Annotated in this window: 11 protein-coding genes and 1 tRNA gene; 6 read left to right on the top strand and 6 right to left on the bottom strand. The window is 73.6% G+C overall.

All coding sequences use genetic code 11. The features are described from left to right. Window positions 1-64: 64 nt before the first annotated feature. The 5 genes from ABZZ04_RS05025 to ABZZ04_RS05005 all read right to left on the bottom strand — a co-directional run bounded on the left by ABZZ04_RS05025 (window position 65) and on the right by ABZZ04_RS05005 (window position 6,609). Window positions 65-1,444, bottom strand: a complete 1,380-nt coding sequence (locus tag ABZZ04_RS05025) for an FtsW/RodA/SpoVE family cell cycle protein (protein ID WP_356930793.1) — start codon at window positions 1,442-1,444, stop codon at window positions 65-67. A gap of 120 nt (window positions 1,445-1,564) precedes the next feature. Further along, window positions 1,565-3,058 (bottom strand): HAMP domain-containing sensor histidine kinase, encoded by a 1,494-nt coding sequence (locus ABZZ04_RS05020; RefSeq protein ID WP_356930792.1) that lies wholly within the window; start codon window positions 3,056-3,058, stop codon window positions 1,565-1,567. Continuing rightward, window positions 3,055-3,813 (bottom strand): hypothetical protein, encoded by a 759-nt coding sequence (locus tag ABZZ04_RS05015; RefSeq protein ID WP_356930791.1) that lies wholly within the window; start codon window positions 3,811-3,813, stop codon window positions 3,055-3,057. Before ABZZ04_RS05015 ends, ABZZ04_RS05020 begins: the two co-directional genes overlap by 4 nt. Window positions 3,814-4,096: 283 nt before the next feature. Continuing rightward, entirely contained in the window at window positions 4,097-4,420 is a 324-nt protein-coding gene (locus ABZZ04_RS05010; protein WP_356930790.1) for a zinc-ribbon domain-containing protein, read from the bottom strand. Continuing rightward, on the bottom strand, window positions 4,417-6,609 hold the full coding sequence (locus ABZZ04_RS05005) for a HEAT repeat domain-containing protein (RefSeq protein WP_356930789.1): 2,193 nt from the start codon (window positions 6,607-6,609) through the stop codon (window positions 4,417-4,419). Before ABZZ04_RS05005 ends, ABZZ04_RS05010 begins: the two co-directional genes overlap by 4 nt. Window positions 6,610-7,296: 687 nt before the next feature. On the opposite strand from ABZZ04_RS05005, the gene ABZZ04_RS05000 reads away from it, so the two are divergent. From ABZZ04_RS05000 to ABZZ04_RS04990, 3 genes are all read left to right on the top strand, one after another. Then, window positions 7,297-7,677 carry a hypothetical protein gene (locus tag ABZZ04_RS05000; protein WP_356930788.1) on the top strand — a complete coding sequence of 127 codons (381 nt, stop codon included), beginning with the start codon at window positions 7,297-7,299 and terminating at the stop codon, window positions 7,675-7,677. Window positions 7,678-7,843: 166 nt separating this feature from the next. After that, window positions 7,844-9,436: a hypothetical protein gene (locus tag ABZZ04_RS04995; protein ID WP_356930787.1), complete on the top strand. Its 1,593-nt coding sequence runs from the start codon at window positions 7,844-7,846 to the stop codon at window positions 9,434-9,436. A 123-nt stretch (window positions 9,437-9,559) separates the two neighbouring features. Then, the gene (locus tag ABZZ04_RS04990) at window positions 9,560-9,985 is read left to right on the top strand and encodes a hypothetical protein (RefSeq protein ID WP_356930786.1); all 426 of its coding nucleotides are present in this window, start codon (window positions 9,560-9,562) and stop codon (window positions 9,983-9,985) included. A 132-nt stretch (window positions 9,986-10,117) separates the two neighbouring features. Here ABZZ04_RS04990 and ABZZ04_RS04985 read toward each other — a convergent pair. After that, window positions 10,118-10,189: transfer RNA gene (locus ABZZ04_RS04985), tRNA-Arg, on the bottom strand. A 230-nt stretch (window positions 10,190-10,419) separates the two neighbouring features. Between ABZZ04_RS04985 and ABZZ04_RS04980 the strand changes: the two genes are divergently transcribed. The 3 genes from ABZZ04_RS04980 to lysA are packed head-to-tail and all read left to right on the top strand — an operon-like array spanning window position 10,420 to window position 13,325. Beyond that, entirely contained in the window at window positions 10,420-10,854 is a 435-nt protein-coding gene (locus tag ABZZ04_RS04980) for a response regulator (RefSeq protein WP_356930785.1), read from the top strand. A gap of 54 nt (window positions 10,855-10,908) precedes the next feature. Continuing rightward, on the top strand, window positions 10,909-11,907 hold the full coding sequence (gene nrtL, locus ABZZ04_RS04975; protein ID WP_356930784.1) for an ArgS-related anticodon-binding protein NrtL: 999 nt from the start codon (window positions 10,909-10,911) through the stop codon (window positions 11,905-11,907). Window positions 11,908-11,933: 26 nt separating this feature from the next. Further along, entirely contained in the window at window positions 11,934-13,325 is a 1,392-nt protein-coding gene (gene lysA, locus ABZZ04_RS04970) for a diaminopimelate decarboxylase (protein ID WP_356930783.1), read from the top strand. The last annotated feature ends 33 nt before the right edge of the window (window positions 13,326-13,358 follow it).

Below are 13,358 nucleotides of genomic sequence, written 5' to 3'. Positions count from 1 at the left end.
GACGGGGGCCCGGCCGACAGGGGTGGGTACGGGGGCGAGGCGACACGGAAACGGAAGGACGGGCTCACCGGTCGCCCTCCGGCACCGGCGCGATGATTCCGGTCTCCACGGCGTCGGGCCGAGGTCTGCGGGCCTGGTCGCTGACCCGGATCAGCAGCGCCACGATGATCCAGTTGGTGACGACGGACGAACCGCCCTGGGCGAGGAACGGCATCGCCATGCCCGTCAGCGGGATCAGCCCCATCACCCCGCCCGCGATCACGAACACCTGGAGCGCCAGGATCGAGGCGAGGCCGATCGACAGCAGCCGTCCGAAGGGGTCGCGCAGGGCGAGACCGGCCCGGTAGCCGCGGGCCACCAGGAGCGCGTACAGCAGGAAGATCGCGGTCAGCCCGGTCAGCCCGAGCTCCTCGCCCGCCGTCGCCAGGATGAAGTCGGACTTGGCGGCGAAGCCGATGAGGATGGAGTGGCCGAGACCGAGCCCGGTGCCGAGCATCCCGCCCGCGGCGAACGCGAACAGCGACTGGGCCAGCTGGCCGGGGCCCCGACCGGCGTCGATCGAGGCGAACGGATCGAGCCAGTCCTGCACCCGGCTGTGCACATGGGGCTCGAAGGAGCCGACGACGAACGCGCCGAGGGCGGCGAGCAGCAGGCCCACCGCGATCCAGCCGGTCCGGCCGGTCGCCACGTACAGCATGATCACGAAGAGGCCGAAGAAGAGCAGCGAGGTGCCCAGGTCGCGTTCCAGGATCAGCACGCCGACGCTGAGCAGCCAGATCGCCACGATCGGGCCGAGCACCCGGCCCGTGGGGAACTGGAGCTTCCAGAACCGGCGGCCGGTGTACGCGAGCGCGTTGCGGTTCGCCGCGAGGTACGCGGCGAAGAACACGGCGAGCAGGATCTTGGCGAACTCGCCCGGCTGGAAGGAGAGACCGCCGACCCGGATCCAGATCTTGGCCCCGTTCACCGCCGGGAAGAAGATCGGCACGATCATCAGCACCAGGGCCGCGGCGACCGACAGGTACGCGTACCGCTGGAGCACCCGGTGGTCGCGCAGGAGGACCACCACGGCGATGAACAGCGACACGCCGAGCGTGGACCAGATCAGCTGGGTGGGGGCCGCCTGGTCCTTCGGCGTCTCCAGGTCGAGCCGGTAGATGAGCACCAGGCCGAGCCCGTTGAGCAGCACGGCGATGGGCAGCAGCAGCGGATCGGCGTACGGGGCGCGTAACCGGACCGCGAGATGGGCGAGGAGGGCGAGCAGCCCCAGGCCCGCCCCGTAACCGGCCACATCGGGCGGCACCGCGCCGTTCCTGCCCAGGCCGACGGCGGCGTAACCGAGGACGGGGACGAGAACGGCCCCGACGAGGAGCAGCAGCTCGACCCCGCGCCGCTTGGGCAGGCGGGGAGCGGGCGGGGGCGCGTCCGCCGTCGTTGCGGTCATGCCACGCAACGTAGCAAGAGCCGGTGCCCATTTCCCTTATGTCGTAGCAAGTATGTCCGGGCGGGCCGAGGAGGTGCGCGGTCGGCCGGATCTGCTTGCGGGGCGGCATCCGGCGGCCCGTCACTGCTCCTCGCGCGGGCCGGATTCCGATCCGCCCCCGCCGCCCGTCGTCCCGCCGTCCGACGCGTCGTCATCGGGCGCCCCGCAGTCCGGGGCCAGGGGCTCGGGGAGCACCACCCGGGCCGTCGCCCCGCCGTCCGGGGCGTTGCGGAACACGAGTTCGGCGCCGATCGCCTCGGCCTGCCCGGCGGCGATGGTCAGCCCGAGACCGTGCCCCCGCCCCGCGCCCTCGGTGCGGAACCGCTGGGGGCCGTCGGTCAGCAGGTACTCCGGGAAACCCGGGCCGTGGTCGCGCACGGTCACCACCGGCCCGTCGACCGTCAGCACCACCGGGGGACGGCCGTGCTTGTGGGCGTTGGCGATCAGATTGCCCAGCACCCGCTCCAGCCGCCGCAGATCGGTCTCCACACGAACCCGCACGGACCGCTCCGGCCGGCCGGGAGCCGGGTCCGCGATCCGGACCGCGGTCTGCGTCCGGGAGGCACGCACCACCCGTTCGACGAGCGGGACCAGTTCGTACACGGCGAGATCGACCCTCTCCGTGCGGGCGTCGAGCCGGGAGATCTCCAGCAGGTCCTCCGTCAGCGCCCGCATCGCCCGGACCCGGTCCCGCACCAGCTCCGACGGCCGCCCCGGCGGCAGCAGCTCGGCGGCGGCCGAGAGACCGGTCAGCGGGGTGCGCAGCTCGTGCGCCACGTCGGCGGTGAAACGCTGCTCGGTCTGCAGTTTGCGCTGGAGCGTGGCGGCCATCGTGTCCAGCGCCCCGGCGACGATGGCGACCTCGTCCTGCGGCCGCGAGGGGTCCGTCGTGCGCGGGTCGGCCACCCGGGCGTCCAGGTCGCCCGCGCCGATCCGGCGGGCCACCCGGGCCGTCTGGTGCAGCCGCCGGGTGACCCGGGTGACGGCGAACGCGCCGACCAGCACGGTGACGGCGATGGCCAGCAGGGCGGAACCGACGATCGCCCTGTCGAGATTGTCGATCGTGCGGGCGCTCTGGCCGTAGTCCACCACCGCGGCCAGCGCGCGGCCGTCCGCCGGGGCCGCCGCCCACATGACCGGATGCCCGGCCAGGTCGCCGACCAGCGTGCCGCGTTCGCCGCTCACGGCCAGGGCGCGCAGCTCGGCGGGCAGTCCGGGCGGATCGATCCCCGAACCCGGCGGCATCGCCTCGCCCGTCTGGTACGCGACGGTGGCGTCCGCCAGCCGGGCCAGGGCCTTCTCGCGGGACTGGCCGACGGTCTCGCGGGCCATCCCGGTGTGCACGAGCGCGCCCAGCAGCGCGGCGAGCGCGCAGCACATCACGGTGATGAAGAGGGCCGCCTTCCAGGTGAGCGTCGCGGTCCAGGCGGGCACCCGGACCCTGCGCCGACGCGGCGCGGACCCGTCCGTACCGCGCCGGGCCGTGCCGCTCCGGCCGGACTCCCGGGCGCCCGTACCGCGCTGTACCGCGCCGCTCCGGCCCGGCTCCCGGTCCCTCGTGTCGCGGCGGCTCATCGGCGTTCCGCGAGGACCCCGGGCGACGTGGCCGGGGGAGAGACGGCGGGCCGGGAGGCCGTGAGGGACGGCCGCGGCGTCCGGGACGGCGGAATCCGCAGGATCTCGTCCCGGGCGGGCAGCATCGCGCGCTGTCCGGCGTCCCAGGACCAGGCGGTGCGGTACTCGTACCCGGTGATCGCCGACGGCACCCGCACGATCAGGTCCCGCCCGGCCAGTTCGACGCTGATCACGGCGTCCGAGGTGGACAGGATCCGGGTCAGCCCGCCCGAATCCGGCATGTACACCCGGATGGAGACCTGACGGCCGGGCAACTCGATGCCGAGGATCATCTCCTCCCGGCCGTCGCCCGTCAGATCGCGGAAGTAGGGCGGGAGCACCGGGCAGGAGGCCGGCTCGGAGGGGCACGCGTCGATCCTCCGGACGACGTCGGCGGGAAGGTCGGCCGTACCGCTGGTCCGGTTGGTGCGGGCCCTGATGCCGGCCCGTACCACCGCCACCGGATCCAGCCGCCGCACGTCGCCGTCCGGCACCGTGATCCCCGGGATGCGGGCGGTCTCGCCCTCGCCGTAGTCGTACGGGGCGGCGGATGCGGGCGGCAGCCGGGGCCAGAGCCGGGTGGGGCCGATGGCCGTCGGGGTCGGCCCGGCGCTGTGCAGCCCGCCGGTGTCGCCGCAGCCGGACGACAGCGCGACACCGGCGACGAGCCCGAGGGCCGCCGCCGCACGGCGCCACGTCCGGCGATCCGGGCGCATGACTCCCTCCCTTCCGGCGGCCCATACCAGATAGACCTTATGGGAAGGTAAGTCCGTTGTGCCCGTTCAGTGCAGAGAAGGGGTGGTCCGTTGCCGGGGTGACGCGACGGGCACCGGGGACGCCGAGGAGCCGGAAAACGTCGAGGAGCCGGGGAACGTCGCAGGCACCGTGGATGCCGGGAGACACCATGGGATGCGGCGGGACGCCGTGGGGGCACCGCCACCGGACCGTCCCGCCCGCCCGGTGCCGACGAGGTCTTCCCCGCCGGTACGGGCGCGGAGCTCAGTTCTGGTACGGGTTCTGTCCCGGGGCGCCCTGGGCGTACCCCGGCTGTCCCTGCGGCTGGCCGAACGGGTTGCCGTTCTGCGCGGCCGCCTGCTGCGCCAGCAGCTGGTCGGCCTGCTCCTTCGGGATCTGCTGCTCGCCGCCGCAGAACGTGCACTGGGTCGCGTACTTCGTCGAGAACGGGAACAGCGGCACGAAGAACAGGGTGAACTTCGTGACCCTCTTGCGCAGCGTGTGGGCGGCCGGATTGCCGCACCAGCCGCAGACGAGCGTCAATATGGCCAGCTGGTACAGATAGCCTCGCGTGCCAAAAATGATCATGTGGCGGGTCCCTTCCCCGTACCGCCCCGAAGGGCCTGCCGGCAGAACGCCAGCAGTTTCTCGTCCTCGTATGTGTCGTGGCTGCCGTATCCGCCGTCCATCGCGTTGTGACGGCGGACGGAGGCGAGCTCGGCGCGCAGCGCGCGTGCCGACTCCGACCCTGCACCAGCGACCCCCGACTGCGCCAGGCGTTCCGCCACCCGGACCCTGGAGTGACGGTTCGCCTCCCAGGCCGCAAGGAGCAGCGGTACGGACTCGTCGGCCCGCCCGGTCACGTCCCACAGCGCGATCGCCGCGTCCAGCCGCAGCCACGGATCCTCGTGCCCCAGCAGCGCGCGCAGCCGCGGCGCGGTCACCTCCGCCCGGGCCCCGAGCCCGCCCAGCGCGTTCACCGCGGACCGCCGCTCGTGGACGTGCTCCGCCTGGAGGCCCTCGATCAGCACCGGCAGCACGGCGTCGGCGTCCCCGTCGACCGCCCACAGGGCCTGTGCGACCTCCGTCGCCGACGCCGACCCGGGGCTCCGCAGCAGTGCCCGCAGCTCCGGCACGGCACCGTGCGCCGCGGGCCCGAACGCGGCGAGCGCCCGCAGCGCCGCGGTGCGCAGCCACTCGCCCCGGTGCGCCGGCGCGCCCCGCAGTATCCGCAGCACCTCCGGCAGCGCCTCCTGCGCCCGCAGCGCGGCCAGCCCGGTGAGCAGCGGGCCCGCCCGGTCGTGCGCCCTCCCGTCCAGCGGGACCTCGCCGAGCCTGCGGCACAGCACCTCGGCCAGCGGGTCCGCCGTCGCCCCCAGGAAGCCGATGGCGAACCCCACGTCGTGCGGCACCTCGGGCCGCTCCAGCGCGGCGGCCAGCGCGGGCAGGGACCGGGCGTCCCCCAGCCGGGCCAGCGCCTTCACCGCGCTGCCGAGTCCCGGCGGCCCGCTCGACCAGTCCTTCACCCAGGCACCGGGGTCCGCCGCCACCCGTGCCGCCAGCGCGTCGGCCGCGGGCGCCGCGAGCCCGAAGAGGTCCTCCAGCACGTGCGAGGCGGCCTCGGCCAGCTGCGGGTCGGGGGTGGCGAGCTGCTCACCGACCAGCCGGACGAGCTCCCCGTACGAACCGCGCCAGACCCGGACCAGCCCGCTGCTCATCCGGAGCGCGTCGATCCGCTGCCGGCGGTCGGGGCTGCGCAGCTGGTCGGCCAGGAGCGCCGTGCGCTCGGCGACCCGGTCGTCGAGCCCGACGTGCAGGGTGCGCAGCAGATCCGCGGTCCAGGGGGCGGGATGCTCCGCCTCCTCCTCGCCGGACAGCCCCCGCGACTTCCCCACCAGGGTCACCGGCGCGGACCGCTCCTCGGCGGGCGGCTCGCCGGGCCCGCCCGCGTCCGGGTACGCCTCCACGGCCCCGACCGCCTCGGCCTGCTGCGTGTCGGTCGCGGTGCCCGTCCCGCCCGCGGTGCCCGCCCCGCCCCGGCGCGCGGGCTTCGAGCGCAGCTGCCGCAGCAGCCCCGTCACCACCCGTACGACATCGCCGGGCAGCGCGTCCGGCGCGCACCGCGCCAGCTGGGCGAGCGCGGCCAGCCGCAGCCCCGCCGGGAAGCCCTCGCCCGCCAGCCGGCTCAGCCACGCCGCGGCCTGCCCGGCCAGCGCGCGATGGCGCAGGGCCACCCGCCCCGCGGCCTCGACCAGGGCGAGCCGCACCTCCTCGGCCGGCTCGATCGGCATGCGCTCCCGCAGCAGTGCGAGGACCCGGTCCGGACGGCCGTGCAGCGCGGCGAGCGCCAGGGGAGCGGCGAGCCGGACCCCCGGATCCTCGTCGGCCATCAGCTCGAAGAAGACCCCGGCGCCCGCGGTGACGGCGGTCGCCGCCATCGCGTAGTTGGCCGCGCCCTCGATCTCCTCCTCGTCGATCTCCTCCTCGTCGTCCTCGTCCAGATCGATGCCGCCGATGCTGGTGAGCAACTCGACGATGCTGCCGCGGTCCTGGATGCCCGGATCCGCCACCAGCTCGAAGAGGAAAGGAATGCTGGCCAGCGTGCAGGCGTACACATCGCCCTGGTGGTGCACGGCCCCGTACATCCCGTCCAGGGCCGCCTCGCGCTCCGCCGGATCGGCGGACGCCAGACCCCGCAGCATCGCGGGCACGTCATCGGCCGGCCCGTAGGCATGCTCCATCGAGGCCCAGTCGACCTCGTCGATTCCTGCGAACACGCCATCGCCTCCCCACGCAATTCAACGAAGCAGTGTCTGCGAGGAGTGTGCACCACGGGTCGGACGATCCGCCCTCCACATGCGGTCTTTTCCTGGCGGGCATGACAAAGGCCGGTTCCATGCGCTATCGGTACATGCTGACGGACAGCCAGAACCAGCCACTGGAAACCTTCCTGACTGTTCGTCGGGCACTGCCCCGCGTACCCTTCGCACACTCGTGCGCGGCCGACGGCCGCCCCGGGACCGGCCATCGGTGCACACGTGCCGCGCCGCGCCCGCAGGGGCGCGTCCGCCGGCACGTTTCCACCGGCGTGAAGGGGTGGCGGCGCGAAGGAGTGAAAGCTCAACAGCGCTTGCCCGCAAGGGGGTTCAATCCGAAAGCCTCCCCCGGTCGTACTGGTGCCGCGTCGGCGGAGCCGGTTGCGCGGACGGTGCGAGCCGATGTGTCCGGCCGCCGGAACGCCGACCCCGCCAGGTCGCCGCAGCTCTCGGCCGCATTGGGCGAGGCGTCCCCGCCCGGCCCCCGCGCCGGCGTCGGCGGGCCGTCCGGCGCGTCCACGCCGTTGGCGAAAACGACTCGGGCCACCGCGAGGTCACGGTTCGGTCCCGGTGGGCGGTCACGGGTGACGGCGTGTCGGTGATCCCGGTGTCGGACCGGTCGCGCCACCCCGCACCTATGCTCGCCGGATGGAGCAGAGCGAAGTGGTGAAGCGCGTGGTGGGCATCCTCACGGAGGCGGGCGAGATCCGTCGGCTCCTGGAGGAGGACGCCGACCGGAACGACCTGGACACCGACCCCGGCGTGGTGACGGTCCTCCTGAACGAGACCATGCCCCGGATCTCCGTCCCCGAGAACGCCTCGCTCGACGAGGTCGCGACACTCATCGGCCGCGAGGTCGGCGCCGCGGTGGAACAACTGGTCGGCGCGTTCACCCTGGCCTTCGCGATGCTGGCCCAGGTGCACGACTCCGGCCGGACGGACGTGACCTCCGCCGACGTGCTCCAGGACCTGGCCCTGAAGGCCGAACAGATCGGTTCCTCCGGAGGGCCGGAGGAACCGGGGGAGTAGCCCGCGGCGGACGCCCGGTCCGTACTCCTCGCCCACCCCGCGATGCGGTCCGGCGCCCTGTACCAACTCCCCCTCATCCGTGCATACTTGGCGAACTCTGCCCCGTGGGAACGGAAGTGTGCCGGGTACGGGTGCCCGGCAGGGGGCGTACCCGGACGGAGGCGGCATGCAGGCCGGTCACAGCGGGTGGGAGGACCGGGTCGGTGCGCTGTACTGGCAGGGTCTGGAGGCCCAGCGGGGCGGTGGTTCCGCGACGGGCGCGCGGGAGGAGTCGCTGCGCCTGCACCAGGAAGCGGTGGACATCGTCCGCGGGGAGCTGAGCTCCCGCCCCGACGAGCCGCGGCTGTTCGAGATGCTCGCGTCCCTCCTGTACACGATGGCCGCCTCGCACACGGCCCTGGAGCGGCCGGTGGAAGCGGTGCGGCTGCTGGAGGAGAGCGAGACCTCCTACGCGCGGTCGGGTGTCCCCGCCGCCAAGCAGCGCCTGCTGATCGCCGATGTCCGTATGCGCAGGGCGCGGGCGCACGGGCTGGCCGGACACGGACTGGCCGCCCTCCTCTGCGCGGACCGGGCGATCGCGGCCTACGCCATCGCGGGCCTGCCCGCGGCAGGCCCCCCGAGGTCGCTCGAACTGGCCCGGGTGCTCAGCGTCGCGAGCGTGGTCCATCTGCGGCACGGGGACCCCGATCAGGCGCTCGCCTGCGCCGGGCAGGCGCTGTCCCGGTACCGAGAGGGCATCGCCGTGCTCAACGCCGACAAGGACGCCCACCTCGGCTACGCGGTCGACATGGCCGCCGATGTCGCCGCCCGGATCGAGGCGGCCCGCGGCAACTGGGACAACGCCCTCGGCGTGGACGCGTTCGTCCTGGAGGCGGTCCGGGTCGGCTGGGGAAGCCGGGCCCGCGCTCTCGCCCGCCAGGCGGTGCACCTGAGAGCCGCCGGGCGGCCCGGTGCGGCCGCCGCGCTCGGCCGGGCCGCCGAACTGGACCCGGAAGCGGTCCGCGCGGAGGAGCGGACTCTGTCCGCCGGCGTGCCGATCTCCCTGGCGGAAGCACTCGGGTACGCGGAGAGCGCGCTGGGCGATCCGCGGGCACGCCGACTGCGGCAGGCCCTGACCGGCCAGGAGACCTACTCGGCCACCGGGCGAGGAGAACCCGGCCGGCGGGCCGACCTGGCGGGAACCCTGGCCGACCTCGCCGAACGCCTGACCGCGCACTCTCCGCAAGCCGCATGGCGGACAGCGGTGGAGAGCCATCTGCTGCACTTCGGCGCGTTCGCCGACCGTACCGACAGCGAGTACAAGTGGCTGATGGACCGGGGCCACGACTGGGCCCGGGCACTGCTGACGGCCGCACTGCTCGCCCGGGACCACCACGACGGCTCGATGCGGGACGACGTGCGCAAGTCCGTTGACGACCTGCGCGCCCGCCTGCGGGCTCTGGGCGCCCTCGTCCCGAAGGACGCGCAGGGCGCGGCCATGCTGGCCCCGGCGCTCCAGGGCCTGGCCCTGATGGACCGTGCGACGGAAGCGCTGTCGGAACCCGGCGCGGCGACAGGGCAGGAGGGGACGGCGAAACCGGACGCCCCGGCGGGGACACCGGTCCGGCCACCCTCGCCGGCGACACCGGAGGCACCACCCTCACCGACGGCACCGACAGCACCGGCCCCACCGGCGAAACCGCTCCCCACGCCACCCGCGGAGCCCGGGGCCCCGACCCGGCGTCGGTCCTTCTTCCGCCGGCGCGGAACGAAGCCGTGACGTCCGCCCCGGAGCCCCGGGCGCGTTCCGGTCACCGGGAAGCATGAACCGACGCACATCCGCGCGAAGGCGAACAGCACGGTGGCGAACGGCGCGGTGGCGCGCCGACGAGAAGAGGCGGACATGGACCGACGGGGCGGCCGGGAAGGGCTGTACATCGGGGGGCTCTCGTACACGAGCCTCGCCTTCTCCCCGGCGGGGCTGCGTATCTACCACTACCGCGACGAGCTGGGCTCGGACGGGGAACGCGTGGTGGGTCACTACGTGAAGGACGAGGACTTCTGGGAGTGGGACGAGATCTCCGGGTTCTCCTGGCGCACACTGGGCTCCCCCGTGCCGCAGTTCTGTATCGTCCCGGCCCCGGGACTCCGGGACGACGCCGCCTTCTCGCGGGGCCGCGGCGTGATGCTCTGCGCGAGCCGCAACTTCACCCGTGAAGGATGGCGGCAGTTGGCGCGTGCGGTCGAGTACTTCACCGAGGGCCGGATCGTCGTCGTTCCGCGGGTGCCGAGGAAGAGCGGCCACTGGTGGAAGACATCGAAGATCTAGAACCGGCGGCGACGGGCGGGAACACACGGATCGAGGAAGGCTGCCGCGGACGATGCGCGACCGCCCATGGAAAAGGCCCTCCGATCGGGCTTGTTGCCTGATCAGAGGGCCTGTTCGGCACCTTTTGCAAGGTGCCCCCGGCAGGATTCGAACCTGCGCACACGGCTCCGGAGGCCGATGCTCTATCCCCTGAGCTACGGGGGCGTATCGCTGTGTTGCTCGGCGACGGAGGAAACACTACCAGCTTCCGGAGGGTGTCCGTGAACAGGTATTTCCGGGTCGTAGGGAGCGGCGTCGAGGGGCCGGGCGGAGGGCCGGGGAGGGGGCGTGAGGTGTGCGCCGGATGCATCCGGCCAACGCCTCGCGCCACCCGTCCGGGGGCGGAAGTGGGTAAAACCCGGACGCAGCCACGGGGGCGCCCCTACTCTCGGAGTGTGTCAGGGGCGTGCGGCCGCGTGCTTGTTGTCGACGACAACAAGGTCATCCGGCAGTTGATCAGGGTCAATCTCGAGCTTGAGGGCTTCGAGGTCGTGACCGCGACCGATGGTGTCGAGTGTCTGGATCTGGTGCATCGGGTCCTTCCCGATGTGATCACGCTCGATGTCGTCATGCCCCGGCTGGACGGTCTGCAGACCGCCACCAGATTGCGCTCCGACCCGCGGACCAGACATCTGCCCGTGGCGATCATCAGCGCCTGCACGCCCTACGAGGTGGACAGCGGGGTCGCCGCGGGCGTCGACGCGTTCCTGGCGAAGCCCTTCGAGCCGAGCGAGCTGGTACGGCTCGTGCGACGGCTGGCGGACCGGGAGGCCCCCTCGTCGTTCGACGGCAGGCACGGTGCCGGGAGGGCGGAGAGCGCCGCGGGGTGACCGCATGGCGAAACGGGTCGCGATGTGCCCCCCTTTCTCCCATACGCTTGTCCCGTGACCCCCGCCGACCTCTCCAGGACCGTGCTGCACGCCGTGCGTCGCGCGGTCGACGAGAACGCCCTGCGCGCGCCCGTCCCCGCGCGCGTGCGGGTGGAGCGGACCAGGCCCGGCGGGCGCGGGGACTACGCCTGCGCCGTCGCGCTCCAGCTGGCCGGACCCGCCGCGCTGCCCGCCAGGGACGTGGCCGAGATCCTGCGGGAACGGATCCGGGAGGCGCCGGGGATCGCGGGCGTCGAGGTCACCGGACCGGGCTTCCTGAACTTCACCCTGCCGACCGCCGCGCGCGGGCTCGGACCGCTCGTTCGGACCATTCGGGAGCACGGCATCGCGTACGGGCACGGGGACGCCCTCGCCGGCACCTCCGTATCGTTCGCACCCGTCGAGGAGCTCCGCGCCCGGGTCGTCACCGACACCGTCGAGCGACTGCTCCGGGCCCGGGGGGCGACGGTGGGGGAGCGGACCGCGGACGGCGAGGCGCTGCACGTGGTGCCGGTGCCCGCCGCCGACCGCGACCTCTTCGAGCGGCTCGGGACCGACGCCGCGCGCTGGGCGCTGCTGCGGGCCGCCCCGCACGACCGGCCCCGGGGCACCGGGAGCACGGAACTGCTCGTGCAGCAGGAGAGCAACCCGCTGTTCCGGGTGCGCTACGCGTACGCCCGGACCCGCGCGCTGAGCGGCAACGCCCGCCGGCTCGGCTTCGACGCCGGGTACGAGCAGGACGTGGACGCGCCCGCGCTCGGCGCACTGCTCGCCGACCACCCCGAGGTGCTCGCCGCCGCCGCCCGGCACCGCGAGCCGGACCGGGTCGCCCGGCAGCTGGAGGCCGTCGCGGCGGCCTTCTTCGACTTCCACGACGGTGCCTCGCCGCTCCCCGTCGGTGACGAGAAACCCTCGGCCGCCCACCGTTCCCGGCTCGCTCTCGCCGAAGCCGCCGGGACGGTGCTGGCCGGTGGCCTGTCCCTGCTCGGCGTCAGCGCACCCGAAGTCCTCTGAGAGATCCGAGAGAGCAGAGCAACACGATGAGCCGATCCGCACACCCCGCCGGTCCCCGCCACGCCGACGTCATGACGGAGGGCCACTACACGGCCCCGCCCGCCGACCTCAACGCCCTGGACCCCAAGGTCTGGGCCCGTACCGTCACCCGGGACGGGGACGGCGCGGTCACCGTCGGCGGGATCGGGGTGACCCGGCTGGCCGAGGAGTTCGGCACCCCCGCCTACGTCCTCGACGAGAGCGACTTCCGGGCCCGCTGCCGGGCCTGGGCCGACGCCTTCGGACGGGACGCCGACGTCTTCTACGCGGGCAAGGCGTTCCTGTCGCGCGCCGTCGTGCGCTGGCTGAAGGAAGAGGGACTCAACCTCGACGTCTGCTCCGGCGGAGAGCTGACCTGCGCACTGGACGCCGGGATGCCCGCCGAGCGCATCGCCTTCCACGGCAACAACAAGACCGCCGAGGAGATCGAGCGGGCGGTCACCGTCGGCGTCGGGCGCATCGTGCTCGACTCCTTCCAGGAGATCGCCCGGGTCTCGCACATCGCGCAGCGGCTCGGCAGGCGGCAGCGCGTCCAGATCCGGGTGACCGTCGGCGTCGAGGCGCACACCCACGAGTTCATCGCCACCGCGCACGAGGACCAGAAGTTCGGCATCGCGCTGGCCGGGGGACAGGCCGCCGAGGCGGTGCGCCGGGCGCTCACCCTCGACGGGCTCGAACTCATCGGCATCCACTCGCACATCGGCTCGCAGATCTTCGACATGGCCGGCTTCGAGGTCTCCGCCCGGCGCGTGGTGCAGCTGCTCGCCGAGGTCCGCGACGAGCACGGCGTGGAACTGCCCGAGATCGACCTGGGCGGCGGCCTCGGCATCGCGTACACCTCCGAGGACGACCCGCGCGAGCCGCACGAGATCGCCAAGGCGCTCGGCGACATCGTGACCCGCGAGTGCGAGGCCGCCGGGCTCGCCACCCCGCGGATCTCCGTCGAGCCGGGCCGCGCCATCGTCGGACCGACCGCCTTCACGCTGTACGAGGTCGGCACCGTCAAGCCCCTGGAGGGGCTGCGCACGTACGTCAGCGTCGACGGCGGCATGTCGGACAACATCCGCACCGCGCTGTACGACGCCGAGTACACCGTCGCGCTCGCCTCGCGCACCTCCGACGCCGAGCCGATGCTCGTCCGCGTCGTCGGGAAGCACTGCGAGAGCGGGGACATCGTGGTCAAGGACGCGTTCCTGCCGTCCGACATCGCCCCCGGCGACCTGATCGCGGTGCCCGCCACCGGCGCGTACTGCCGCTCGATGGCGAGCAACTACAACCACGCCCTGCGCCCGCCCGTCGTCGCCGTGCACGACGGAGCGGCGCGGGTGATCGTCCGGCGCGAGACGGAGGAAGATCTCCTGCGTCTCGATGTCGGTTGATGAAATAGATGTCTCAGGATCCGGACCGGTGGC

The sequence above is a fragment of the Streptomyces sp. NPDC006435 genome, assembly GCF_040612315.1.
Taxonomy (GTDB): Bacteria; Actinomycetota; Actinomycetes; order Streptomycetales; family Streptomycetaceae; genus Streptomyces.
The sequence above is the reverse complement of the archived record's forward strand: the minus strand, read 5'-3'. Positions and strand labels throughout refer to the sequence as shown.